21 protein-coding genes are annotated in these 24,986 nt (G+C 60.2%); 12 read left to right on the top strand and 9 right to left on the bottom strand.

Features of this window, described 5'->3' with window-relative positions; translation table 11 throughout:
- Positions 1-178 precede the first annotated feature (178 nt).
- Positions 179-946 (top strand): hypothetical protein, encoded by a 768-nt coding sequence (locus SB753_RS04450; protein ID WP_288831062.1) that lies wholly within the window; start codon positions 179-181, stop codon positions 944-946.
- A 286-nt stretch (positions 947-1,232) separates the two neighbouring features.
- Here SB753_RS04450 and SB753_RS04445 read toward each other — a convergent pair whose 3' ends face one another.
- Together SB753_RS04445 and SB753_RS04440 are read right to left on the bottom strand one after the other, a co-directional pair.
- Positions 1,233-1,577, bottom strand: coding sequence for a DoxX family protein (locus tag SB753_RS04445; RefSeq protein ID WP_408192817.1), 345 nt, complete (start codon positions 1,575-1,577; stop codon positions 1,233-1,235).
- A 2-nt stretch (positions 1,578-1,579) separates the two neighbouring features.
- On the bottom strand, positions 1,580-2,503 hold the full coding sequence (locus SB753_RS04440) for an NAD-dependent epimerase/dehydratase family protein (protein WP_410799168.1): 924 nt from the start codon (positions 2,501-2,503) through the stop codon (positions 1,580-1,582).
- 132 nt (positions 2,504-2,635) lie between these two features.
- On the opposite strand from SB753_RS04440, the gene SB753_RS04435 reads away from it, so the two are divergent.
- Positions 2,636-3,241, top strand: coding sequence for a TetR/AcrR family transcriptional regulator (locus SB753_RS04435; protein ID WP_410799166.1), 606 nt, complete (start codon positions 2,636-2,638; stop codon positions 3,239-3,241).
- Positions 3,242-3,577: 336 nt separating this feature from the next.
- On the opposite strand, the gene SB753_RS04430 is transcribed toward SB753_RS04435, so the two are convergent.
- From SB753_RS04430 to SB753_RS04410, 5 genes are all read right to left on the bottom strand, one after another.
- Positions 3,578-4,153 (bottom strand): hypothetical protein, encoded by a 576-nt coding sequence (locus tag SB753_RS04430; RefSeq protein WP_131321281.1) that lies wholly within the window; start codon positions 4,151-4,153, stop codon positions 3,578-3,580.
- The gene (locus SB753_RS04425; protein ID WP_165572759.1) at positions 4,150-4,644 is read right to left on the bottom strand and encodes a MalM family protein; all 495 of its coding nucleotides are present in this window, start codon (positions 4,642-4,644) and stop codon (positions 4,150-4,152) included. The genes SB753_RS04430 and SB753_RS04425 overlap by 4 nt, the downstream gene beginning before the upstream one ends.
- A 655-nt stretch (positions 4,645-5,299) precedes the next feature.
- Entirely contained in the window at positions 5,300-5,707 is a 408-nt protein-coding gene (locus tag SB753_RS04420) for a hypothetical protein (protein ID WP_131321261.1), read from the bottom strand.
- 362 nt (positions 5,708-6,069) lie between these two features.
- Positions 6,070-6,321, bottom strand: a complete 252-nt coding sequence (locus tag SB753_RS04415; RefSeq protein WP_131321259.1) for a hypothetical protein — start codon at positions 6,319-6,321, stop codon at positions 6,070-6,072.
- 209 nt (positions 6,322-6,530) lie between these two features.
- Positions 6,531-7,019, bottom strand: a complete 489-nt coding sequence (locus SB753_RS04410; RefSeq protein ID WP_410799164.1) for a hypothetical protein — start codon at positions 7,017-7,019, stop codon at positions 6,531-6,533.
- Positions 7,020-7,263: 244 nt separating this feature from the next.
- Between SB753_RS04410 and SB753_RS04405 the strand changes: the two genes are divergently transcribed.
- The 3 genes from SB753_RS04405 to SB753_RS04395 all read left to right on the top strand — a co-directional run bounded on the left by SB753_RS04405 (position 7,264) and on the right by SB753_RS04395 (position 15,062).
- The gene (locus SB753_RS04405; RefSeq protein ID WP_410799163.1) at positions 7,264-9,681 is read left to right on the top strand and encodes an FdhF/YdeP family oxidoreductase; all 2,418 of its coding nucleotides are present in this window, start codon (positions 7,264-7,266) and stop codon (positions 9,679-9,681) included.
- Positions 9,682-9,764: 83 nt separating this feature from the next.
- The gene (locus SB753_RS04400; RefSeq protein WP_410799161.1) at positions 9,765-9,980 is read left to right on the top strand and encodes a DUF2945 domain-containing protein; all 216 of its coding nucleotides are present in this window, start codon (positions 9,765-9,767) and stop codon (positions 9,978-9,980) included.
- Between the two features lie 483 nt (positions 9,981-10,463).
- Entirely contained in the window at positions 10,464-15,062 is a 4,599-nt protein-coding gene (locus SB753_RS04395) for a response regulator (protein WP_410799159.1), read from the top strand.
- Positions 15,063-15,168: 106 nt separating this feature from the next.
- Here the strand turns inward: SB753_RS04395 and flgM are convergent, their stop codons facing one another.
- Complete coding sequence (gene flgM, locus SB753_RS04390) at positions 15,169-15,480, bottom strand: flagellar biosynthesis anti-sigma factor FlgM (RefSeq protein ID WP_408162721.1); 312 nt, start codon at positions 15,478-15,480, stop codon at positions 15,169-15,171.
- Between the two features lie 311 nt (positions 15,481-15,791).
- On the bottom strand, positions 15,792-17,021 hold the full coding sequence (locus SB753_RS04385; RefSeq protein ID WP_410799157.1) for an NAD(P)/FAD-dependent oxidoreductase: 1,230 nt from the start codon (positions 17,019-17,021) through the stop codon (positions 15,792-15,794).
- A gap of 1,660 nt (positions 17,022-18,681) precedes the next feature.
- Here SB753_RS04385 and SB753_RS04380 point away from each other — a divergent pair.
- From SB753_RS04380 to SB753_RS04350, 7 genes are all read left to right on the top strand, one after another.
- Complete coding sequence (locus SB753_RS04380; protein WP_410799155.1) at positions 18,682-18,957, top strand: hypothetical protein; 276 nt, start codon at positions 18,682-18,684, stop codon at positions 18,955-18,957.
- Between the two features lie 43 nt (positions 18,958-19,000).
- Positions 19,001-19,360: a superinfection immunity protein gene (locus SB753_RS04375; protein ID WP_204521774.1), complete on the top strand. Its 360-nt coding sequence runs from the start codon at positions 19,001-19,003 to the stop codon at positions 19,358-19,360.
- A gap of 495 nt (positions 19,361-19,855) precedes the next feature.
- On the top strand, positions 19,856-20,359 hold the full coding sequence (locus SB753_RS04370) for a hypothetical protein (RefSeq protein WP_087753455.1): 504 nt from the start codon (positions 19,856-19,858) through the stop codon (positions 20,357-20,359).
- Positions 20,360-20,525: 166 nt separating this feature from the next.
- On the top strand, positions 20,526-21,461 hold the full coding sequence (locus tag SB753_RS04365; RefSeq protein WP_310066401.1) for a phosphate acetyltransferase: 936 nt from the start codon (positions 20,526-20,528) through the stop codon (positions 21,459-21,461).
- A gap of 3 nt (positions 21,462-21,464) precedes the next feature.
- The gene (locus SB753_RS04360) at positions 21,465-22,646 is read left to right on the top strand and encodes an acetate/propionate family kinase (RefSeq protein WP_410799153.1); all 1,182 of its coding nucleotides are present in this window, start codon (positions 21,465-21,467) and stop codon (positions 22,644-22,646) included.
- 179 nt (positions 22,647-22,825) lie between these two features.
- Positions 22,826-23,683 (top strand): hypothetical protein, encoded by an 858-nt coding sequence (locus SB753_RS04355; protein ID WP_310066403.1) that lies wholly within the window; start codon positions 22,826-22,828, stop codon positions 23,681-23,683.
- A gap of 256 nt (positions 23,684-23,939) precedes the next feature.
- Positions 23,940-24,926, top strand: coding sequence for a hypothetical protein (locus tag SB753_RS04350; RefSeq protein ID WP_027804375.1), 987 nt, complete (start codon positions 23,940-23,942; stop codon positions 24,924-24,926).
- Positions 24,927-24,986 lie beyond the last annotated feature (60 nt).

The following is a 24,986-nucleotide window of genomic DNA, read 5'->3' as shown; positions in this document are numbered from 1 at the left end:
CCTTTGTTTAGCGATGCATTCTTCGAGAAGCGCGCGCCCTTGACCTCCTAGAATGCCATTTGGTGCACGGGCAATTGTCGTACATACAAGCTTGCGGTTGGCATTGAAGCGGAATTCGTCATCCGAGGCGTAAGCGGCCAACTCCTCGAAAGAGAACTACATATCCAAAGGAGCGATCATGCAGCAACTGGTGAGACACCCATTTGTCCTCTTTGTCATCTCTTTCGTGCTGATGTCGATTGCGGCCCGGCTGGGTAGCCGCACTCTGCGCTCGCGGATACAAATCGACGAAGACACGCGTGATGACTTCAAGATCGTTCAGTCCGCAACGCTGACTCTGCTCGCGCTGGTCATCGGATTTAGTCTGTCCATGGCAGTGGGCCGCTATGACCAGCGAAAAAACCTCGAAGAGGAAGAAGCCAACGCGATCGGAACTGAGTTCGTCCGCGCTGAACTGCTGGCGGACGCCGAGGCGGCCGTGGTCCGCTCGCTCCTCGTGCAGTATCTCGCATTGCGTGTCGAGTTTTACCAGACCCGCGACCTTCAACGTGTCCAGCAAATCGATGCCGCGACCGCGGACCTGCAGGCCAAACTGTGGACTGCAGCCAAGGCCGGCGCCGTTAAACAGCCGAGCCCACTTAGCGCGCTAGCCATCGCGGGCATGAACGATGTAATCAACACACAAGGCTACACGCAGGCGGCATGGTGGAATCGAATCCCTGTAGCCGCATGGATATTAATGATCGTCATTGGCCTGTTCAGCAATCTGCTAGTGGGCTATGGCGTCAAAAATGCAAACGCCAAAAACCGCTTCCTCGTGATTATGCCTTTGACAGTGTCTCTCTCGTTTCTGTTGATCGCAGATATCGATAGTCCGCGCAACGGCATCATTCGGATTGTGCCGCAAAACCTCATTAGCACCGCGCAATCACTCCCGAAACCGTAGTGCCCGGAAACAGGACTATTGGACCCGAACGCATGTCAGTTAGCTGCAACGTCAAGTCGGATACCAGACCGTCCGACCGCCTGACAATGGCCGGTTTTTCGACGTTCAAACGCCTATGTACTGGAGTCGACAAATGAACGCTGATGGCCGGTTTTCTGCCTGACGGCGATTGGCCGCACGCGACCCACAAGCGACGGTCGTCGCTCTCAACAACGGACCTTCGCAAAGCGCAATGCGATTTTCTGGCTTAACGTCCCTGGCTCGCTCGCATGATGCCGAGGAGGCTTCAACTGCGGACCGCCACTGTAACCACGACGAGAGCCGAGAAGATCAGCGCCGGGGCGAGATGCCGGAACGGCTCCCTATTTCGTAGCAACGTGAAGAGCGCGCCGGTCATGATCGCACCGGCCAGCGCTAATCCCAGGACTCTGGTTTGTTGTCGAGAAAGAAGTGCTGCACTGAGCAACTCGAGAGCGCCACAAAACAACCGGAACCATGCCGGGTAACCCCAGCGTGCAAAGTCGCGCTTCACCGTGCCGAGCCCTGCGAGATTGACCACTCCAGCAATCGCAAACAGGACCGCTACAGCCGTCGCGAGAATCGATTGGAAAGATACCGTGGTGAGCACCATTGTCATGCTCCGGTGCTTTGCTGCAAGTTCTTCTGTGAAGAAAGGTCCGCAATCAAACCGGGGCCGCAGGGCTCCCACCCAAGAACCCGCCGGGCGTGCTGACCACTTACCGACTGGTCTAGCGCCAGTGCGTCGGCAAATGGTCCAAGCGATTTGCGAGCGTCGTCGAGCGCCCAGAATTCGACGCGGTTGGCGCCGATCGAGGCTCGAATCGCTTCGCCTATTTCGGCAACGGCAACGGCATCTTCCGCGACAACGTTCAAGATCTGTCCCGTGACTCGATCGTCCCCGCTTGCCGCCCGCTCCACCGCGCTCAGATAACCTGTGGCGAGATCATCGACATGCACGGCGGGCCAGTGATTACGACCATCCCCGACGACTCTTACACTGCCGGTCTGGCGGACCATGCCGGCAAGCATGCCGAAGACGCCGCCGCCGAAACCGTGCACCATCGCCGGCCGGAGGATCACTGCAGCAACCGAGCGGCGTGCTGCCAGCATCTGCACGTGTTGCTCAACTGCGGGACGCCAGGCGACGAGTGGTGTCGGGTTCAACGCCGTTGATTCGGTCGCGGCCACGCCCTCCGTGTTGCCGTAGACCCATGTGCCCGATGCATAGACGAACGACGCACCCGGATGCAAATGTGCAAGCATCGCATCAACCGCGGCCTTGTCAGCCGCAGCGGCGGAAGCATCGTTTGTCGACGCCATGTGCATCACGCCATGCGCGGCACCGGCAATTGCAGCGAAAGACTGAGGCTCGTGCAGGTCACCGCGATGCAGTTTCACGCCGAGACCTGCTAGCGCGCTGGCGGCCACCGATGTGTCGTTGCGCACCAGCGCCGTCACATGATGGCCCAGACTGATCGCCTTTCGCGCGACCGCCTGCCCGATGTAGCCCGTACCACCTGTAATAAATAGTTCCATAGCGTTTTCCTCGATGGGTTGCCTGCGAAGTTGACCGACCACGAAAACGAGACTAATGAGTCTCGTTTGTTGTCAGTGTGAACGAGACTGGTCAGTCTTGTCAACTGCACGGTGATCTGCTATTTATCGGACATGAGCACGAACCCTTCCCCTGACCTAAGCCCGCTGCAGCGCCGAAAGCGGTCCGCCATTCTCGACGGCGCGAAAACCGTTTTTTTAAGCCAAGGCTTCAGCCTGGCAACGATGGACGACGTCGCCGCGGCCGCGGGCGTCGGCAAACAGACGGTCTACCGCCACTTCAAGTCCAAAGAAGCGCTCTTCGTTGGTCTGGTGAGTTCGATGTGCGCTAAGGTGGGTGAACTTCTAGTCAGTGCTCTGGACGAGCAATCCGATGGATCACCGGAAGTCGAGTTGCACGAGTTGGGATGGGCGTTGGCACGAAGCCTTATCGAACCGGATTATCTAAGGCTTTACCGGGCCATCGTGGCTGAGGCCGAGCGCCTTCCCGAGCTCGGCCGGGTGTTTTACGAAAATGGTGCGAAGGTCGTGCGCGTCTTCTCCGCAAGAATTCTGCGAAAGCGGTTCGATGAATCGACTGCTGCATTGAGGGCGGCGACATTCGTGCAGTTGGTGCTCGGCGACGCGTATCTTGAACTGTCCATTGGCTACACGGTACCCGATGTTGAAGCGCGCTTTGCGCTGCAGATCGAGGAGGCGGTGTCGGCCGCACTTCGGTAAGGAATGCCCATAAAGATGTCGAGCAACCGCATGCGAGACACAACCGCCTGTAGCTCGATGATCGGGACGTTGCCCTCTTCATAGTGACTTTATAGTCAAGGTACACAACCAGCCCGAAACAAACATCCGCTCCTCTAGCCACAGGCTCCTCTAAAAGCCGCTCATCCTCGCTTGCTTACCACCTTGGCGGATAGAGGCATGAGTGAATCGCGACGCGAAGAGCCGCTGGCAGAGCGGATGCAGCGCCCGGGTTGTTGACGATGCGAGCGGCGACGGCGAATGGCCGCTCATGGCCGCCCGGAAACGAAGTTCGACAGCCTGACTATCAATCGGCGCTTATCCCGAGCAAGTCGGGATTATCGTCACGTCCGTCACCGGAACCAACTTGACGTGTTGGTCTTGTTGGGTGATTTGTGCGATTTGGATAGCGGCCTTTTCGCCACGCGGACCATCCGGATAGGTTGTCAGTACCTCGTAGTCCGCGCCAGCCCTCGGCGTGAAAACGACTTCCTGATACGACTGCGCATAGATGTTGTTACCGACGAAAACGCGAAAGCGTAGTGCGAGGGGATGTCCCGCGGCGACGCGTGTCTCCGCATACGATTGCTCGGGATACTCACCGGTGACAGGCATCCCAAGCCGGCGCGGCCCAGAAAACCGGATCAGCGTCGTGATGTTGGGGTCATACGACATGTCCATGATGGGTTGGATCGTCGGATCGGACGGCAGGAAACAGTCGCTGCTCTGCACTTCAAATATGCGCTGCGTCCCTGGAGCCTCAAACCGGAAGCTGATTCTCGAATTCGGCACATCCGCAGATGTCGTTGGCTGACCCGCGCAACCGCTTATAAGACCAATTCCCGCCGTAAAAATGGGAAGCAAGAAAGTCGACCATTCGCGCGAGCACTTCATTCCGACCTCGATAGAGTCACATCAATATTGCCGCTATACGCGAACGGTATTGCGAACCGATTCCCATTGGCTGAGCTAACAATGAGTCGCTTTGCCCGGGCATCGCCCGAATACACGATCAAATAGACGGCGCGCGCCGGAACGGCAAACATGGCTTCACCATAGATTCCCTGCCAGGTTGCTGCTGCCAATAGCAACGACGCGTCACGAGGCGAGTCGATGATATGAAAGTCCGCATCCAGGAACATTGCATTGGGTTTGACGAACGTTGCAACAGGTAGCACGCTCGAAGAGAGCCACGTTCTTATTCTCAGCGACGACTGAGGCACCTGGTCCGGAAGTCGAAACGCGGCGAATACACCGTTCCCTTCCGGGAAGCGTAAAACGGGTGAACTGGCCGCGTCGAAATGCACTGAGCGCACCTCGCCGATCTGCAGCGTCTCTGTCGGGATGCTTGCTAGCGATTTACAGCAAATGCGGGAATCGGACAAGGGCTCAGCGACAACAGGCGGTCGCGCACAGCCACTCGCTAGAAGAATCGAACCGATTAAGCTTACATATTTTAGACGTGACAACATGTTTGTTGGACTATTCGTTGTCGGAACGAGGCGGCCATGGAACGACCTCATCGCACTTAGCCGACGACAGTACCCGACCCGTCATGCCTGACGATAGTCGTTCATCGCTCGGCTGTATCTTCAACCGTTTTTAACCAGAGAGCCTCCGGTCGCCAATGAATATCGGCGTATTCGCCAGCTTTCTTGAGTCGATTTCAGAAATATTTCTGGTCCGACGCAGGCTGAGTCACTTTACGACTGGAATTTCAACGTGATCGTGCCGACGACAGAAGTGTGCCGTTGTTGCCGGGTTCCTCGATGGAGTACATGCCATTGGCTCCGGATAACCGCCCTTCAACTATCTTAGTTGGCATGTTTGATCGTCTGGAGGTGGCGTCGAAAGGCATTCGGGATTCCGTCCGAATAGATGTACCCTCCGCAATCTGTGGATTGTCGACGATCCAGGCACCCATCTCGAACGGCCGAAAATGGCCGACATTCGCCCGATACATTGATCCGATGCTGACTTTCGTCGCCCGTTACCATTGACAGAAAGCTAACCGTTGCACCTGGTGGTGTCGTGGAAGGGTTAGCTTTCGCGTTCTTGCAGCAGTAGCGCCTGGCGGATAGCTGCAGAGATCGCTATAACGTCGCTACGCACCGGGGAAGCATTCCAGATCACCAGCCAGCCAATCAGACAAACTACTCCTGACCATAACGACAGGAATGCGATGTATTGCAGCGGATCAAGCAGGTCCGGTCCCGGAGTAATCGCTCGGCGAATACCTCCAAGCACTCCGCCGCACAGCATGACGCCGAGGAAGAGCAAGGATATTGCCGCAAAAATGCGGCTGACTGTGGAGGACTTGAACGTTCCAACGAGTGACGACCCCCCGGCGCTTATTAGCAAACGCCCCTGAAACCGCGTGCCATTTCCACGCCTAACGTCATGCGCGACCTGCAACACGATATTGTCTGCACTGACTGCCTCGACCACGCAGAGCCGTCCCGCGCGCCAACTGCTGAGTTCCTGCAGCTGGGCAAGTGCGTTCGCTCTAGTCAAGGAACTTTCAAAACACGCTGGCTTCCCCTTGAATACCATTGAAATGACTACCCTTGAGTTACGCACGCATGGCTCCGCGGTTTTGGGCGACCGCGCACCCTAACAGTTATGCATGGATTGTTGACGATTTACGCATCGGCGTCGAGCCGCCAGAATTGGCCGCACTTCGTTCCATGACCAGGCTCGCCGCTCGTCCCCGACCCGCGTACTGGAGCGACTGCGCATAATCGACCCGTTACGGCCGATCATCCTTCCGGAAAGCGGGCGGCCCCTCCCTTATTCTTTCCTTCGTTATCTCAGTCATTCTCTTTGTAGCTGTCTTTCGCTTTCTTATAGCTGTTGTCAAAGGGCTTTATCTTCAGCAACGCGGCACGGCTTGTCATACCGCCGACAAGAGCAATTCCAAAGCCGAGAAGCAAGACGGTTTTCGCTGCTACTGGATACAGATTGCATTCAAGTGCTATCGCCCCCAATCCAGTGCCAACGAGGATAAGTAGCAATCGCAGCCACGACGGGAAATTCCCGTCCTCTATTAATTTAACTTTCACTGTCCTCGCTACGTGCTGTGCCACGAATATGTGCGTGGCAATTGTTGACGATTTTGGCCCGGATGTCGAAGGTCTGGTGATGGCCGCACTGCGTCCCAAGCCTGAGAGATTCAGCTTTCTTGTTAGCGGACAGTCGTGAGGATCAATTTGCGTGTCCGTTCAGAAGTCCGCCGATGGGGAGCTTGAACCGGCGGTAAAGCTGGGCGTTGTCAAAAATCTGTCCAGGCCTCAGAGCCGTTGAACGCACACCCTTCTTGTTCGCCAATCGCATCCAGAATTGAAGGCCATTCGATGCGGGGATGGTAGATGTATCGCGACAAAACCAAGTATCTGGAATGTCTCACGTCTATAACCGTCGTCAGCCTTTCGAATTTCTTTTCCATCCAACTGAAAGCAATGAAGTCCGAGCAATTGGACATCGCGAACATGCAGCCCCACGCATAGCCGGGAAAGCGATGCCCGGCGATATCAACGACGTGATATGAATCTCCATGCGGAGGTTCACCTTCATATCGCAGTGTCATCGCATAGCTTTGATCGGGCGGAATCAGCACATAGCCGCCCATGCCTGCCCAATGGCAGAGATTATCCACCGTAAATTGGATCTCGCAAGATTCCATCCGGATGCTTTCCGTCGCAAATGAAGGTTTTCCCCGGATTGTCGACGATTCCTGCCAGTGTGTCGAACGGCCGCTCATGGCCGCTACAGGCGCCCTGGTTGAGCCAGCTTCGCGAAGCGCACAAATCCTGACCACATTAATTTAGCAACATCGCGCACTCGGAAACGCGCAGGCAAACCAATCCGGCGACCTTTCAGATTTACACCGCCACCTGCAGCCAGCGATATCCACTCCACATCCACCCGCGCGTAGTCACAACGCCGCCGCTCCCATGGGCACAACGCTTGCGCACTTCCCCAGATGCTTACCGGAGGACCAGAAAATGAGCAAGCGGGATGTACCAGGAGTCGGGCCCTATGGCGGCCCGGCTGGCGGCTGGGGAGCGTTGCAGGCAGTGGCTCGCGCCGTGCGCCAGCAGATGGGTGTGGCGCGCGAGGCGACGATGCTGTTGAAGGTTAATCAACCGGCCGGTTTCGATTGCCCAGGGTGCGCATGGCCGGACCCGCGCAGCACGTCGTCGTTCGAGTTCTGTGAAAACGGGGCGAAGGCTGTGTCCTGGGAAGCAACGAGCAAACGTACGACACCCGATTTTTTCGCACGGCATTCACTCAGCGAACTGTGGCATTGGAGCGACTTCGCGCTTGAGGACGAGGGACGGCTGACTCATCCAATGCGCTACGACGCTGCCACCGACCGTTACGTGCCGATCGAGTGGGACGAGGCGTTCGCACGTATCGGCGCCGCGCTGCGCGCCTTACCCGATCCGAACATGGCGGAGTTTTACACGTCCGGCAGGGCCTCGAACGAGGCGGCGTTTCTGTTCCAGCTGCTCGCGCGCCGGTTCGGCACGAACAACTTCCCCGATTGTTCGAACATGTGCCACGAGCCCACGAGTGTGGGTCTTCCCGAATCGATCGGCGTCGGCAAGGGTACGGTCACTCTCGCCGACTTCGATCATTGCGACGCGATATTCTGCATCGGACACAATCCCGGCACCAACCATCCGCGTATGCTCGCGACGCTGCGCGCCGCCGCGCGGCGCGGGGCGAAAATCGTGGCGCTCAATCCGTTGCGCGAACGCGGACTGGAGCGTTTCACTTCGCCACAAGACGCTATGGAAATGGCGACCGGGCGTTCTACGCCCATTGCCACCGACTATGTGCAACTCAAGATCGGCGGCGACGTCGCGGTCCTGAAAGGGATGATGAAAACGCTGCTCGACATGGACCGCGAGAACCGCGGTAACGGAGGCGAGGGCGTAGTGGATCGCGCGTTCATCGACGAACACACGACCGGGTTCGACGAACTGGTGCGCGATCTGGAAGCCACGCCGTGGGACCAGATCGTGTCGACGTCGGGCGTTGCGCGCGACGAGATCGAAAAGCTTGCGCGCATTTATGCGGAGTCGCGCGCCGTGATCGTATGTTATGGCATGGGCATCACTCAGCATTGCAGCGGGACCGCGAACGTCCAGCAGATTGCGAATCTGTTACTCATGCGAGGAAACATTGGACGCGATGGCGCAGGCATCTGTCCGCTGCGCGGCCATTCCAACGTGCAAGGCGATCGCACGGTGGGCATCACCGAAGTGCCGCCGCCTGCGTTCCTCGATTCGCTCAAGCGCGTGTTCGGCTTCGAGCCTCCGCGCGAGCACGGGCACGGCGCGATCGCCGCGATGCAGTCCATGCGCGACGAGCGCGCGAAGGCGCTGATCTGTCTGGGCGGCAATCTGCCTGTCGCGATGTCGGACCCCGGCGTCTGCTTCGACGCGATCCGCAAGCTCGACCTGGCTGTGCATATCGCCACGAAGCTGAACCGCTCGCATCTGCTGGCCGCAAAAGAGACGCTGTTGCTGCCGTGTCTCGGGCGCACCGAACTGGATGTCCAGGCAAGCGGGCCTCAATCTGTCACGGTCGAAGACTCCATGTCGATGGTGCATGCGTCGCAAGGATCGCTGCCGCCAGCGTCGGAGCATCTGCGTTCGGAACCGGCGATCGTCGCGGGCATTGCCAAAGCATCGCTCGACGATCCGACGCTCGACTGGGATGGCTGGGTCGCGGACTACAGCCGCATTCGCGACCTGATCGAAGCGGTCTTTCCGCAATTCGAGCATTACAACGAGCGCATACGCGAACCGGGCGGCTTCCGGCTTTACAACGCCGCGTCTGCGCGCCGCTGGGACACGCCCGACGGCCGCGCGCGTTTCATCGCCCATAGCGGCGTCATGGAAGATCCGCGCGTGAATCGCAGCGACGCGCTACTGCTCGCCACGATACGCAGCCACGATCAATACAACACGACCATTTACGGCTACAACGACCGCTATCGGGGCATATCGGGTCGTCGCGATGTGATTTTCGTCAACGAGCAGGATCTCGACTCGCGCGGTCTGCAGCATGGCGATCTCGTCGATGTCGAAGCGATCGAAGACACCGTGAGCCTCGGCGGATCGCGCCGTCTGTGCGGGCTGACGGCGGTCGCTTACGACATTCCCCGCGGATCGATGGCCGCCTACTATCCCGAGGCGAACGGGCTCATCGCATTACACGACTGCGACGCGCGTAGCGGGACGCCGTCGTACAAGTCGGTGCCCGTGCTGCTCTCGCTCAGCACGGGAGATTGCTTGCCGGACGACCAGGCGTCGACGTGGCAGCAAGGCGACGTTCGCAACGACCGCACAGGAGCGGCCATCGCAGGCGAGACTCCCCATCGTCCGAACGATGGAGCGATGCCGACGTGATTAGTAGTGACTGCTACTGATGTCGTGCGCGGCATGTCGATTGCGCAGCCAGGTCCCATCAACTTGATGAACGGAGAGTCGCAATGAGCAAGGATCTCAAACCGAAGGATCGCGTCAGCTGGAACACACCGCAGGGCGAGACGCACGGGCACGTCACACGCGTCATTACTGAGCGCGCGAAGGTCGAGGGACATGTCGTTGCGGCATCGCCGTCCAGTCCGTCGTATGAAGTGGAGAGCGAGAAGAGCGGCAAGCGCGCGGTTCATAAAGGCGAGGCGTTGCGCAAGTCGCGTGGCTAGCGCGCACGCCCGGTATAAAACTTCCCGAGCGCCAGCGGCCGAAGGCGGTTGGCGGTCTTGTCCACATCGCATCGTCTGTGCATTTTTTGCGTCAGGCGTGCGGCTTCTCTGACGCAACTAACGGTCTGTCGCGCTTGCCGTCGCCGAAGTTGGTCGACCTCTTGCGCAAGTTGAACCAGGAAACGGCATGCTTGCATCGGAATTCCCGCCCGGACGTGCCGGTGACAAGCGCGTACGCAATTTTTGCGCGTGCGGGACGCTCACTATCCAGGCAACGGGACAAGTGACCGACGCCTGAAACGCCGTGATCTGGCACGCGGAAATTTTGCTCTCACGCGCGTCTTTTGCACTCTTTGCCCACCCCGATGCAAGGGCCGCGAAAGGGCCAAAGAGTCAACACGGAGGCAACGACAATCGTCCGACATGACCACACAACGAACCGCATTATTTGAAGGATAATGTCTGCCTTTTTGTCCCGTTGAGGTGGCCGTGAGCGACCAGACATCATCCGACGCAAAACGTGCAACAGTGTGTGTGGCTCATGATTTCCTTCATGGCGGCGGCGAAATGGGTGCGCTGTTGCGCGCGCATAACTGGAGCGCCACGCCTCTAGGCGAACCGGAAACGTGGCCACAAAGCTTGCGGTCCGCGTTGAGCATTTGTCTGGAAGCCAACTTCCCCATCGCCATCTACTGGGGACCCGAACTGGCGCTGCTCTACAACGATGCGTGGAGTTCGATTCCCGGCAAGAAGCACCCTGGTGCCTTGGGTCGGCCGGGCAGGGAAGTGTGGCCCGAGATCTGGGACACGATCGGTCCGCTATTCCATCAAGTGCAGGAGACCGGAGCCGGGGTTTGGCAGCATGACCAATTGCTTCCCATGCACCGCCATGGATACACCGAAGAGTGCTATTTCAATTTCACGTTCAGCCCGATCCGGGGTGAAGGTGGACAGGTAGAAGGAATCTTCAATGCCGTCCTCGAAACGACGTCCTCGGTTCTGGCAGAGCGGCGTGAGCGTGCGCTGCGCGAACTTGCCGAGGCCCTGGCGGCGAGGCGCGATGAGCTAGAGGTATTTGCAGTCGCGGCGACGCTGCTCGCCACGAAAAGCGTCGATGTGCCATTCAGTCTGCTTTACCGGATCGACGACCAGGCACAGCAGGCGCACCTGATGGGACTCACCGGCGTCGACCGGGACAGTGCGGCTGCGCCGACGGTGATCGACCTTGGCGACGCCGACACGCCGTGGCCTCTGGCCAGCGTGCTGCGCACAGGGCAGAAACGTCTCGTGGAAGATCTTGCCGAACGTTTCACGACGCCGCTCCCAGGCGGTCCGTGGCCCGAGCCGTGTACTCAGGCGCTCATCCTTCCGATTCAGGCGACGGCGCACCCGGGAACGGTTGCCGCCATTCTTGTCGCGGGGATAAGCCCACGCGGCGCCGCCGACGACGACTACCAGGCCTTCCTTGAGCGAGCCGCCTCACATATCGCGACCAGCCTGGCGAGCGCTCGCGCCTACGAGGAAGAACGGCGACGTGCCGAAGCGTTGGCCGAGATCGATCGCGCAAAGACGACGTTTTTTTCCAACGTCAGTCATGAGTTCCGTACGCCTCTGACCCTGATGCTAGGGCCGATAGAAGAGTTGCTCGCCGATCCGGAGCAACTTGGCGAAGAAGGCCTCCGGCAAATTCAGCTCGCCCATCGCAACGGCCTGCGGCTCCTGAAACTCGTCAATTCCCTGCTGGATTTTTCGCGTATCGAGGCAGGTCGCCTGAAGGCCAGCTTTCAAGCCACGGATCTTGCGCAACTGACCACGGACCTCGCCAGCAATTTCCGCTCGGCCATGGAGCGTGCGGGGCTGACCCTGACCGTCAATTGCGAGACGCTCACGCAGCCGGTCTATGTCGACCGTGACATGTGGGAAAAAATCGTTCTGAACCTGCTCTCCAACGCGTTCAAGTTCACGTTCGAAGGCGGGGTATCGGTCGAATTGAGGCAGCGCGACACGGCTGAACTGGTCGTTCGCGACACCGGGACCGGTATTCCCGAGGCGGAGCTGCCACGGATCTTCGAGCGGTTTCACCGTATCGAGGGAGCCCGCGGTCGCTCATTCGAGGGCAGCGGCATTGGTCTCGCGCTCGTCGAGGAACTCGTCAGGCTGCATGGCGGCACCGTTCGCGTAGAAAGCGAGATCGGCAAAGGTACGGTATTCACCGTTGCGATTCCTTTTGGCGCGAAGCACCTGGCGACTCCGCTGATCGAGCATGAAGGACCGGTCGGCTCGAGCGCCTTACGTGTCGAGGCCTACGTCGGCGAGGCTGAGCGCTGGTTGCCGGACGCGGAGGCGCCTCACGAGACTTCTGATAGAGAAAGAATTGGCGAGTCCGTTACGGCTGCGGCGCGGCCGGCTACCGATGGCGCCCACATTCTTCTGGCCGACGACAACGCCGACATGCGGGCCTACGTGCAACGTCTGCTAGGCGGTTCTCATCACGTGGAAGTCGTCGCGGATGGGCAGGCTGCACTGGAGACGATTCGCCGTCGCCGTCCCGACCTTCTGCTCACCGACATCATGATGCCGAGGCTCGATGGCTTTGGCTTGATACGTTCCATCCGCGGCGACGCGACGCTGAAGGACCTGCCCATCATCGCGTTGTCGGCGCGTGCGGGGGAGGAGGCGAGCCTCGATGGCTTGGCTGCCGGCGCCGACGACTACCTCGTCAAACCATTTTCCGCGCGCGAACTCGTCGCCCGCGTCGACTCGGCGCTGGCCATGGCGACACTTCGCAGGCAGATGAGCCACGCTCTGCGCGACGAGGCCAACCTGCTCGAGGTCCTCAATAAAATCGGCGCGACGATCGCGGCCGAACTGGATCTGGACCAGGCGGTGCAGGTCGTCACCGATGCCGCGAAAGAACTCACGGGCGCCGCTTTTGGAGCGTTTTTCTACAATGTGCTCGACGAGCGTGGCGAGCGCTATACGCTCTATTCGATCTCGGGCGTGCCGCGCGAAGCATTTTCGAAATTTCCAATGCCGCGCAACACGAAGGTGTTCGCGCCTACGTTCAACGGCGAGGCTATCGTGCGCTCCGCCGACATCAAGCGGGACCCGCGCTACGGCAATAGCGCGCCGTATTTCGGCATGCCTGAAGGGCATCTGCCCGTGTGCAGTTATCTGGCGGCTCCGGTCGTGTCGCGCTCCGGCGAAGTGCTGGGCGGGCTCTTCTTCGGTCATCCCGAACCGGATGTATTTACCGAGCGCGCCGAGCGTCTGCTGCTCGGCGTCGCGGCCCAGGCGGCGATCGCCATCGACAATGCACGGTTGTATCAGGCGGCTCAGACTGAGATCGCGCAACGAACGTTGACCGAGCAGGCTTTGCGTGAAAGCGAGGAACGGCAGCTACGCCTGAACGAGACGCTGGAAGCGAAGGTCGTCGAAAGGACGTTGGAACTGCAGGCCGCGAACGAACAGCTACTTACCGCGGCCGAGGAGCGTGAGCGCGTCGAAGAGGCGCTGCGCCACGCACAGAAAATGGAAGCGATCGGCAAACTGACCGGTGGCGTCGCTCATGATTTCAACAACCTGCTGCAGGTGATAGCGGGCAACCTCCAGTTGCTGGCGAGAGATATCAATGGTCATGAAGCCGGGGAAAGACGCTTGCGTAACGCGCTGGCCGGGGTCACGCGCGGCTCGAAGCTTGCCTCGCAATTGCTCGCTTTCGGGCGACGCCAGCCGATGCGGCCCAAGGTGGTCAACCTTGGCCGGTTCGTCCGCGATATGGACGATATGCTGCGTCGCGCTCTGGGCGAGGAAATAGAGATCGAAACCGTCATTTCCGGCGGTCTTTGGAACACCATGGTCGATCCGAGCCAGGTGGAGAACGCGTTGCTCAATCTCGCCATCAACGCGCGCGACGCAATGAAAGGCCGTGGCAAGTTGACGATCGAGGCTGGCAATGCGTCGCTCGATGCCGTCTATGCCGCGGCCCACCCCGACGTCCGGCCAGGCCAGTACGTGATGCTTGCCGTCACCGACACGGGCTCTGGAATGTCGGGAGAAGTCATGGAGCATGCGTTCGAACCGTTCTTCACCACGAAGCCGGAAGGGCAGGGAACCGGCCTTGGCCTGAGCATGGTGTGGGGCGTCGTCAAGCAGTCGGAAGGCCACATAAAAATCTACAGTGAGGTGGGCGAAGGCACCACCATCCGTATCTACTTGCCGCGGTCCCGCCAGGAGGAGGACCGCACGCCAGAGGCTGAAACTGCACCGGCGGTCGGGGGAACGGAAACTATCCTGGTCGTGGAAGATGACGAAGACGTGCGCAATACGGTCGTCGATATGCTCACGGACCTCGGATACAGGGTGCTGAAAGCGCGAGATGCGCAAAGCGGATGGGCCATCATAGAAAGCGGCGTGCCGATCGATCTGCTCTTCACCGATGTGGTGATGCCTGGCCCGCTACGGAGTCCCGAACTCGCTCGAAAGGCGAGGGAGCGGTTGCCGGACATTGCAGTGCTTTTCACGTCGGGCTATACGGAAAACGCGATCGTGCATGGCGGCCGCCTCGATGAAGGCATCGAGTTGCTGAGTAAGCCGTACACCCGGGAGGCTTTGGCACGAAGGCTCCGTCACGTGTTGGCAAATCAACGGCAACTGAACAGCCAGCGTCCGGCCCCGGCGGTCCGTGCGCGGCCTGCCCGTGAACGGCCTGTCATCGAAGTTGCGTCCCCCGCGCTGCGGGTGCTGCTGGTCGAGGACGAGGAATTGATCCTGATGTCCACCGGAGACATGCTCGAAAGTCTGGGGCACCGGGTGTTCACCGCGGCAAGTGGCGAACAGGCGCTGCCGATTCTGGACGCCCATCCTGTAGACGTGCTGGTCGTGGACCTGGGCTTGCCCGGTATGTCGGGCAGCGAGCTTGCAGTTCAGGCGCGCAAGAAGTACCCGAAGCTGCATGTCGTGATTGCATCGGGCAATCCAGACCCGAGCGTGTTGAGCAACGAATGGCTTGCCGGGGCGGTAGTTCTGGCCAAACCCTATGACGAGCAAGGCTTGACGCGAGCCATCAGGGGAAAACAGTAGCAGTAGCAGCGGCAGGAGCTGGCGCCATTGTTGTATGCGCGGGCGTCGCGAGCTGCACGGCGACGTGAGTTACCTACGCGGCAGTGTCGCCAGGTTCAGTCGCCGGTTACCGGGTTCTCGTTTGCAGCAACTCGCGCACGGAGTTCAGTGCGCCGTCGGCGATCTTGCCCGAATCGATCTTGTAGGTGCCTTGACGCAACTCGGCCTTGATCGACTCGACCTTCGCGGTGTCGATATCCGGGTCACTGAACGAGCGCAGCGCGGACATTGACGTAAGACTCACCTCGGCATTCTGCGCACCGGAAGTGCCGGCGGGGTTTACGGATTCGATCGCGCCATTCGTGTCGCTGTTGTTCGTTGCGCGCTGCGTAGTGTTGCGCGGCGCCGCGAGCGGGTAGTTGCTGGGTTCAATCTTCATGGTGTGTGTCCCTCACTTGTTAAGTTCTTTAACGGTATGGCGTTTGAAATCTTCACCCTGACGCGGCGAGCCTGGCCGCGCGCGAGCTGTTCCGATGGGTGAAAACCATTGCCGGGCGGGGACTTCGGCCGATTGAAACAAAGTGCAACAATTTGTGAGCAATCCCACATAAGGGCTCGAACGTACTTGGGAGAGCGTCCCGGACGCTGGTGACAAAGCGGCGCGCGCGCAGTTTTGGAGCGCGCCTGACCTAAGCCGGCACTCCGTTTGCCGAACACCGCTTCACGAGCGCGCGAAGCGCTGACGGCGTGTTACCCGCGGATGGGTGGCGGCGCCTGCACAATCGGAGCCGCCGCCGCGAAAAGATCCGCGCGGCTGCCGGTGCGGGGCGGATAGATCCGCTCAGTGTTGATGACCCGTTTGACGTTCTTCGCCTGCTGACCCTGTGCGGCGAGCCTGCGCTCCCAGCCTTCCGTATAGACCGCGCCCCAAGCGCCAAGGTCGAGAATGGTCGTGTACCAGTCGATGTCGAGCGGCAGCATCGGCAGACCGAGCAGATCGCAGACGACGTTGTGCCCCGCGAAACGCCCCATCGGTCTGCTGTGCTGGCAGGACATGACGGATTCATGCTTGCCGTCTTCGAACAGCGCGCGCGCCACGTCGCCGGCTGCGAAGACGTCGGAGACACCTTTTACGCGCAGCGTTTCGTCGACCGGTACCCGCCCGAGCGCATCGCGCTCGACAGGAATGCAGCGCGTCAACGGACTCGCATGCATGCCGCCACACCAGATAATCGTCGATGCATCGACGCGCTTGCCGCCTGCGAGCGTCATCCCCGTGTCGTCGATCTGCTCGATCTCGACATCGGTCATCATCTCGACGCCGAGTTGCGTCAATGCCTGCTCGATGACCGGTTGCGCACCGCCCATCGCCATCGCGATCCGTGGCGCACGCTCGATCAGCATGACGCGAACCTCACTCTCACGCAGGCGCTCACCGCTCGCGGCCAGGAGGTCGCGCACACGATGCGGCAACTCGGAGGCGACTTCCACGCCCGTGAGGCCTGAGCCGATAACAACGAAGGTCAGACTTCCAGCAGCGTGTGAATGCACCATTTTCAGAAGCCGTCGTTCGAGGCGTTCGGCGCCTTCGTATGTATCGACGTTGAATGCATGGTCCGCGAGCCCACCAATCGGCGCGTCGACAAGGCGGCTTCCCGAGGCCAGCACGAGCTTGTCGAAAGTCAGCGGCGTAGTGCGTCCGCGGACGCTCAACGTGACCTGTTTGCCGGCGACATCGATGTCCGTAACTGCGCCCTGGATCCATTGCACGCCGACGGGGCCGAGCACATCGCTCAGCGGTACGAGCGTCGCCGCGAGATCCGCTTCGTAGTTGCGCACCCGGATGCTGTGATGCGCGTGCGGGTTGATCATGACGACTTCGACCTGATTGCTCGCGCCTTGCTCATCGAGCTTGCGGGCCGCACCGATGGCGCTCCACAACCCAGCAAAGCCGCCGCCGATCACGACGATCCGTTTCATGGCCGCTCCTGTTCAGAGGTGTGTGCGCGGCCAATCTGCCCGACGTGCGGCGCGGCAACGCGGAGGAGATGCGCAAAACGCGACGGGACACGAAGCAAGGCTTGAAGACGAGGCGCAGCCCGTTGCGTGCAAACCTACCGTAGTTGATATGGTAGGACAACGAAACGCAAAGGCGAAGAACGTGGCCGAGCGGCGGCGACTATTCGCGACTCCATGCAAATGCGATCCGCGCTTCTCGTGCTTTTAGCGGTTCTCGCGGTTGCCGAATCATGGACTCGTGATTGTTTGTTTGATTTGAGTCTGCAGGTCCACCAACGGTGTCGCGGTCACTGTGGCGGCGACGCTTTCGGATTGGGGCAATAACCCGGCGAACGCAGCAATTCCAGTCGCGCATACCGCAACGAATGCGATAGCGCCAATGACGACGATTGCGTTGCCATACGTCGGTTTCGATTGCACTGAGTTTGCAAAGAGCCGCATCATGACTGTCTCCTGGTGGCGCAGCTACCGTTTGCAACTAGTGTGCCGACAACGCTTCGAAACCTCTGACGCGCCTGCGAAGCCCGCTGGTAAAGCAACGAACGACCAGAGCGGTTCCGCAGCAGCGGCCCGTTGTTGGACTCGATCGAACATGGCGAGGTGTTGTTGCGCGCCAAAAACCAACACAACCGTTCACTGTGCTCGGTCAGAGGCGACAGGGCCGCCCCGGCAACCATCGCCGGTTAAAACGTGGCGAAGAATCGCTTTGCGGTTTTCCGCGTGAGGGAGGTCGAATAATCACTAACGAATCGTCATCGCACGCGCTATAACGTAGTTGCAGGGCGACTATTCGTGTCGAGGGGTCCACAAAATCCATCGGCATTGCCAATGCGCACGCCAACTTGCGTCCCTGTCTCGGCCGGGCGCACTGCACTTCGTATCTTCCCAACTTTCCTGGATCACGGTCTCGGGCGATTCGACCCGCAGGCCGCAGGCGCGTTTCCCGAATCCGAAAATCGCGTGTTGGTTTTCGAGTTCGCCGCGCGAATAACGAAACGGCATGTATGGATAATCCAACGCGGATCAGGAGGCAATATGAAACTAGGACGGATGGTTGGATCGGTTGCTGGGCTGCTTTTGATCGCCGGGCTGGCGCATTCGCAAGGCACGCCCCAGGCGCCTCAGGCCGCTCCGCAAGACAGCGGTCAGGTGCAGGTTTCCAACCCAAGTGCGGGGATGGAAGCGTACGGTGGCACCTCCGATACGATGGTACAAAGCGGCTCGAAACATGCCCGGCCGTGCAGAGTGAACCCGCAATGCAACATCTTCTTTGGCGGAAGCTGACAATACACTGACGGCGCGCGAGCAAACGGTGAGACACCAGGTGCTCGCGCAAAACCATGGCCGACGAGGCTGGCCGCAATGGCTCAGTCCTGTTTCACGTCTATGTTCTGGGGCCCCCGATATTGGAGGTCTCTCGACTTACCCGATGCGAACCATTCCAACCGCAGCAGGCCCGCGAGTCCGCCATGGCCTTGCAGCGAGGCATTGTTCGGTCTGCAGCAATTGTGATTTCACCCTATGGGTATAGAAAAAGGATAGGCGCCGTCTACACTGACTCTTGTCAACGGCGCGTGTCTCACCGATTCGCGCTGCCTCAGAATCGCATCGGAGAGTCATCATGAAAAACAAACTTCTTGCAGCTGTGCTCGTCGCCGTCACTACTTCGTTTGCCGCTCCTGTGTTTGCCAGCGGCTATGGTCCTGCGCCTTCTTACCGCCCGTCAGTGGGGGCGCCTGCTTCGCAACGGGGCCCAAGTGCCCAAACGGTTGCAGCGGAACGCAACAGTGCGGCCGGTTCGGTCAATGATTCGTATGGCGGCGTAGCTGCGTCCTCTTCGGAATCCGGCGGCCGTCAAAGCGCCGACTCTGTCGGCCATGTGTACTCGGGCCATTAATCTGCAAGCCGTCTGCTAAGCGAAGCTGTCACGAGGTGTCGAAATGTTGAAAATTATCGAAGGTGCATTGTTTGTCGGCGCGCTGATGCTGTATCTGGTACCCGCAATGATCGCCGACGCCAGAGAACGCGAGGACGCGTTCGCGGTGACCATGGTGAACATTCTGCTGGGATGGACGGTTATCGGTTGGTTCGCAGCGTTGGTATGGGCGAGGCATCCCGTCAGTAACCGGCAACTGAAGCAGTTCGCGAGACGGGCGCAACGCGCGGTCGCACGAGTCACGATCGATGCAATCGTCGCGCGGGCGAGCGGTCGCGCCAGTTCGATACCCATGTTCAATCCTCGCCTGGTACCGGTTGTCGCGCGCATTGCCGCAAGCACTAATCGCCGCGAAAGGCACTAACGATTGCGGCGGATCTGCATCGTCCGCCGAATTCTTTCGAAGCCGAACGGCGGTCCGACTGCTGCCGGATTTCGTGTCAGCAAGGAGCCCGCTAGTGCGGTAGGCGGGCATTGCGTCGACTCTAATTATTTCGAGCGCCATCACGGCGATCATACTGACGCCGGATTCAAAAGCGTTCGCCCGAAGCGGCGTCGACGAAGCTGGCAACGAGCCCTACAGCGGCGCCTCGACCTCCAGTCACGCAGCTGACGCCTCTAGCCAGTCGCCCGGTAGCGCATCGGTTTTGGGTAGACGCCGCAAATGCGAGCCGCTGAACGATCACTTGACTCGCGGCAATCCCTGCTCGGCCAAAAATCTGATTCTAGCCATCACTCCACAGTTTCGAGCGTAGGACCTTCGTCCGATATGCTCGCGCCGCCTTCGCTCGCAACAATTTGAGGAAGGGCTCCGCGCAAAGACGGGACAGCGAGCACTCATCAGCGATGGGAGAAGTTCATGAATAGTCAGATCAGATGTGCGTTGATTTGCGCGCTGATATCCGGGCTCATGGGCTGCGTGCAACCTCATCAGCAGGTGGAAGCCGGCGCGGATCAGTCGACGGCGATTGCGCGGCTCGGCCCGCCCAAGGAGACCTACAAGCTGCCGGATGGCGGCCAGCGCCTGATGTGGCCGACGCAACCGATGGGCACCACGACGACCGTCGCGGATATCGACGCGTCCGGCAAAGTGGTGAGCATGCGTCAGGTGCTGCAGGAGAGCGAGTTCTATCGCGCGGAGGTCGGCAAGTGGACGCGCGACGATGTGCTCATCAACTTCGGGCGCCCGTTCGAAACCGCGCGCTTTCAGAGAATGCAGCGCGACGTGTGGTCGTATCGCTATCTGGAGAACAATATTAATCACATGATCTTCCACTTCTATTTCGACGACGCAGGCATATTGCGGCAAACGCAGAAGGCACCCGATCCTATGTACGACAACACGCGACGCGGACGGTTTTAGGCGTCGATCGACTCGCGGCTCGCGAAGTCAAGCTGCGGGAGATCGGTCCAAAGTCCTATTGCCGCGGCTGCGCGCGGCGGCGATAGTCGTTCTGGACGGGCTATGACCAGCGTTGCCGGCGTCGCCGCGCGCGGCACACCGACTGTCGCAATGCACGGGAGGAATCGTGGAGCGTACGCACGAGAAGTATCAACGGCTTATCGCGTTTTGCCAAAGCCAGCCGCCGCTAACGACTGCCGTGGCGCATCCATGCGATCGCGCATCGCTCGAAGGCGCCGTGGAGGCGGCGCAGATGGGGCTGATTGCGCCGCTTCTCGTAGGACCGCGCGAGCGCATTGGCGCCGTCGCCGAAGAATGCGGGCTGCAGATAGCCGGCTATCCGCTGATCGACGTGCCGCACAGTCACGCGGCGGCGGCGAAAGCCGTCGAACTGGTGCGCGAAGGCAAGGCCGAGGCGATCATGAAGGGCAGCCTTCACACCGACGAGTTGATGGCCGCCGTCGTCCACCGCGAGGGCGGCTTGCGCACCGAACGGCGTGTGAGCCACTGCTTCGTGATGGACGTGCCGGGGCACGCAAACGCGCTGATCATCACCGATGCCGCGATCAACATAGCACCGACGCTCGCGGAGAAAGCCGACATACTGCAAAACGCGATTGATCTCGGCCATGCGCTTCGCGTAGACGAAGTGCGGGTCGCGATTCTCTCGGCAATGGAGATCGTGAACCCGAAGGTTCCGTCGACGATCGAAGCCGCGGCGCTCTGCAAGATGGTCGATCGTCATCAGATCACAGGGGCGCTCGTCGACGGGCCGCTCGCGCTCGACAATGCAATCGACCTCGAAGCGGCGCGCATGAAGAAGATCGATTCGCCGGTTGCGGGGCGCGCCAATGTTCTAATGGTGCCCAATCTCGAAGCCGGCAACATGCTGGCAAAAAGCCTTTCGTTTCTGGCCGGCGCGGACGCGGCGGGCATCGTTCTCGGCGCGCGCGTGCCGATCATCCTGACGAGCCGCGCCGATTCGATTATCACGCGGCTCGCGTCGTGCGCGGTCGCGGCGCTGGTGGCGAGCAAGGGCCGCGAAGATCGGCTCGTGGTGTAGATCATGGCCGACGTCATCCTGGTACTCAACGCTGGATCGTCGAGCATCAAGTTCAGCGCCTTCGATGCGCAAACCGCCGAGCTCGCCTGTGTGCTGCGAGGTCAGATCGACGGGCTGTTCAGTTCACCGCACTTCGCTGCCTTCGATGCGGCCGGCGCGCAGGCCGGCTCTCATGCATGGGGCGACGGCGCGAGCCTGGACCACGCCGGGGCGATCGCGCATATCGCCGACTTCTTGCGCGGACATCGCGAAGGCCATCGCCTCGCGGCGGTCGGGCATCGCGTCGTGCACGGCGGCGCGCGTTTCGTCGCACCGGTGCTCGTCGATGCCAGCGTGCTCGCGGAACTGCACACGCTGACGCCGCTTGCGCCGCTGCATCAGCCACATAACCTGAAACCGATCGCAATCATCGCGGAGCGCAATCCGGCGATGCCGCAAATCGCCTGTTTCGACACAGCCTTTCACGCGACGCAACCCGAACAGGCGAAGGCCTTCGCGCTGCCCGCTGCAGTTATCGAACGCGGTGTACGCCGATATGGCTTTCACGGACTGTCGTATGAGTACATCGCCAGCAGGCTGCCGGAGATCTCGCCGGCAGCCGCGGCCGGCCGCACGGTGGTCGCGCATCTCGGCAATGGGGCGAGCCTGTGTGCGCTGTCGGCATGCCGCAGTGTCGCGACCACGATGGGTTTCACGGCGCTCGACGGCCTGATGATGGGTACGCGCTCGGGGAACCTCGACCCTGGCGTGATCCTGTATCTGCTCAACGAACTGAACATGACCACGCGCGAAGTGGAAAACCTGCTGTACTCGCAGTCTGGTTTGCTCGGCGTTTCCGGCATTTCCGGCGACATGCGCGTGCTGCTCGCGAGCGACGATCCTCGTGCCCGCTTCGCCGTCGAACTGTATGTGTATCGGATCTGCCGCGAGCTTGGCTCGCTGATCGCGGCGCTCAAGGGCATCGATGCATTGGTGTTCACGGCAGGCATCGGAGAGCATGCGACGCAGGTTCGGCAGCGTATCGGCGAATACGCGCAGTGGTGCGGTATCGACATCGACTCCGACGCAAATCAGGCGAACGACTCGTGCATCAGTACACCCACTAGTCGGGTCGGCGTGTGGATCGTCCCGACCAACGAGGAACTGATGATCGCCCGTCACACTCGCGCCCTGATCGGCAGCTGAGTGCACGAGAAGCACGCAAGAGAAACGCGCACGAGAAGAAGAGGCCGTATATCGAGTCACTGGGCGGCAGGCTTCGCAGCGTCGATCTTCATGCCGCTCTGCGTGTTCATGGAGAAAAGACCGGATGTATTTTGAAACGTATCGCGAGCCCTGCGCCTGTCGCTATTGCGGAGAGAGAGATGCTGCGGCTGACTGTATGGTTCACGCTCCTCATCTCGTTGAGCGCGAATGCGGCGGTTCATCTGGACTTCCACGATGAGTCGCCGGATGCTGCTGCAGCCGGGTCGGCTTCGCGCCAACGCGGCGCTGTCGATATCGATGAAATCCTGCGGCAGTACGGGATCAACCAGGGTTCGACCAAAGCCCGCATCATCTTCGAGTGGTTCGACAAGGTAGCGCGCGACCCCGTTATCGGTGCCCGTGTGCCAGGCGGCGCACCGGCGCTCGTTCATGTGCTGCTCGATCCGGAACAGCGTGAAGCCATGATGTCGAGTGGCCTTGCACGTCTCACGCCGGCCGACCGATCGCGCTACCTGGTGCTGCTCACCCGTGTGCTCGACGAACTGGTCCCGGTCAATTGTTTTGGGCTCGTCGACATCGTAACGATAATGAACCGCGTCACGATCGCGCAGATGTCCGACGCGCAAGCGGAGCTATACCTCGATCTTGTCTACAAGATCATGGTGAGCAGCGGTTCGGCGGCGCCGGTACGCGTGCCGACGCGGGAAGAATACGCGGCAGCGTCCGAGGCAATGTCTCGCGCCGTGGTCATCGAACTAGGCGGCGATCCAGCCAATGTCGATCGGTATATGGCATATACAGCGAATCCTTCCACTGCAACCCCGGCCGATGTCTGCTGGATGACAAGAGTGACGCTGCATGCTCTCGCGAGAATGCCGGCTCCCGAGCGCGATGTCATGCTACTGCCAGTATTCATCGGACCGCCTGCGGCATCGCTGGCGGATCCCGACGATCAACGACCCGCGCAGATGCCTTTTCCGGCTTCGGCCAGCCCGCCGGGCACGACGATGCCGTGATGGAACGTCTGAACAAGTAGGTGCTGTACGGCGGCGATATTCCCGCCACGTCGGCGCATTTTGTCTATTCTGAATTCGACATGTGCCCCGCCGACCTTGGGTGCTCGAATAAGCAAGGCAAACGTCATACGCCGCACGAGGCGTGTGTTTCGGAACCAGGAAGCAATGGCCCAACATACAGGAGTGTGCAATGTGCGTTCTGTACGCTGTGTGCTGGTTCGTACTGGGCGCGGACAGACTTACAGTCGATCGGACGATGCATGTACTGCGGCTCCATTGGCGACGCCGGGCGTCGTTGGCATGTGCAGCCATAGCCTTCAGCGTTTTGCCTTGCCTTTCGTTTGCTCAGGACCTTCCGGGCCGCTCGTCGGGACCGGCTGTGGTTGGGGGTAATGTGAAACAGCACGCGGACGCCGTGCTCGCCGTCATGAGTTATACGACTGTTCCGGACGTCACGACCAGTAACCTGGCGGTTAATAGCGGCACTACCGGCAATCCCAGCTTCGGCCAGACACAGCTTGGCGGCGGGTTCACGTTGAGCCGGTCGTTTCCTTTGTACATGGAGGGCACGCTCGCCTACAGTCGCTACGATCCGGTGTTCGTCGCGTCGGACGGCTCGGCACAGCGTCCAGTGCCGACAAAATGGAATACGTTCAGCGGCACGGTCGGCATCGGCTGGGATTTTCGGATCACGAATGAACTGGTGTTTCGTCCGATCCTTAACGGAACGCTAGGCCGCGTTTCCAGCGATCTGAAGGTCGGGCAAACGATCTTCAATCGCGCCACCGATGCCAACCTCCAGTTTCTCGACAACGGTTCGCTGGACGCGTATGGCTACGGCGGCTCGCTGATGCTCGACTATGAGCGCTACCGTGACAACTACGAAATCGACGCTGAGTTGCGGGCCACGGACATTTATCTGCGCAGCTTCGGCGGTTCTTCCCAGGCAGTGCAGGGTTCCGCCATGGCGCAGCAAGTCAGCCTGTGGACCCGCTGGCGCGCGCCTACCGGATGGCATGCGTTGGACCGGCCAGTCCGCTATGTGCTCGAAGCGGCTTACTCACATTATTTCGGCGAAAGCGCGGGTGTGCTGGGGTTCAACGACCTCACCTCGTTGGGCGTCGGCCTCGAACTCGACAGCAGCCGGTATCCGGTCATCATCACCAGGACGCGCGCGGTAGTGCGATATGTGTTCGGACACAATGTGCATGGCGTGTCGTTCGGATTTGCGGTGAGCTTCTAGTTCGCCTGCGGCGTGCGGCGGCGGCTGATTACCGGCAAGGACAGTATCTAACTCGCGGCG

It is taken from the genome of Paraburkholderia sp. SIMBA_053, assembly GCF_046534895.1.
Lineage (GTDB): Bacteria > Pseudomonadota > Gammaproteobacteria > Burkholderiales > Burkholderiaceae > Paraburkholderia > Paraburkholderia caledonica.
This window is presented reverse-complemented; position numbering and strand designations above follow the sequence as displayed.

What these genes read in the sequence shown, in the direction of transcription:
- SB753_RS04440 (WP_410799168.1), bottom strand. Translation starts at nt 2,503, where the DNA reads ATGGAACTATTTATTACAGGTGGTACGGGCTACATCGGGCAGGCGGTC.
- SB753_RS04385 (WP_410799157.1), bottom strand. Translation starts at nt 17,021, where the DNA reads ATGAAACGGATCGTCGTGATCGGCGGCGGCTTTGCTGGGTTGTGGAGC.
- SB753_RS04400 (WP_410799161.1), top strand. Translation starts at nt 9,765, where the DNA reads ATGAGCAAGGATCTCAAACCGAAGGATCGCGTCAGCTGGAACACACCG.
- SB753_RS04360 (WP_410799153.1), top strand. Translation starts at nt 21,465, where the DNA reads ATGGCCGACGTCATCCTGGTACTCAACGCTGGATCGTCGAGCATCAAG.
- SB753_RS04350 (WP_027804375.1), top strand. Translation starts at nt 23,940, where the DNA reads ATGCATGTACTGCGGCTCCATTGGCGACGCCGGGCGTCGTTGGCATGT.
- SB753_RS04430 (WP_131321281.1), bottom strand. Translation starts at nt 4,153, where the DNA reads ATGAAGTGCTCGCGCGAATGGTCGACTTTCTTGCTTCCCATTTTTACG.
- SB753_RS04380 (WP_410799155.1), top strand. Translation starts at nt 18,682, where the DNA reads ATGAAAAACAAACTTCTTGCAGCTGTGCTCGTCGCCGTCACTACTTCG.
- SB753_RS04435 (WP_410799166.1), top strand. Translation starts at nt 2,636, where the DNA reads ATGAGCACGAACCCTTCCCCTGACCTAAGCCCGCTGCAGCGCCGAAAG.
- SB753_RS04355 (WP_310066403.1), top strand. Translation starts at nt 22,826, where the DNA reads ATGCTGCGGCTGACTGTATGGTTCACGCTCCTCATCTCGTTGAGCGCG.
- SB753_RS04370 (WP_087753455.1), top strand. Translation starts at nt 19,856, where the DNA reads ATGAATAGTCAGATCAGATGTGCGTTGATTTGCGCGCTGATATCCGGG.
- SB753_RS04410 (WP_410799164.1), bottom strand. Translation starts at nt 7,019, where the DNA reads ATGAGCGGCCGTTCGACACACTGGCAGGAATCGTCGACAATCCGGGGA.
- SB753_RS04405 (WP_410799163.1), top strand. Translation starts at nt 7,264, where the DNA reads ATGAGCAAGCGGGATGTACCAGGAGTCGGGCCCTATGGCGGCCCGGCT.
- SB753_RS04375 (WP_204521774.1), top strand. Translation starts at nt 19,001, where the DNA reads ATGTTGAAAATTATCGAAGGTGCATTGTTTGTCGGCGCGCTGATGCTG.
- flgM (WP_408162721.1), bottom strand. Translation starts at nt 15,480, where the DNA reads ATGAAGATTGAACCCAGCAACTACCCGCTCGCGGCGCCGCGCAACACT.
- SB753_RS04450 (WP_288831062.1), top strand. Translation starts at nt 179, where the DNA reads ATGCAGCAACTGGTGAGACACCCATTTGTCCTCTTTGTCATCTCTTTC.
- SB753_RS04445 (WP_408192817.1), bottom strand. Translation starts at nt 1,577, where the DNA reads ATGGTGCTCACCACGGTATCTTTCCAATCGATTCTCGCGACGGCTGTA.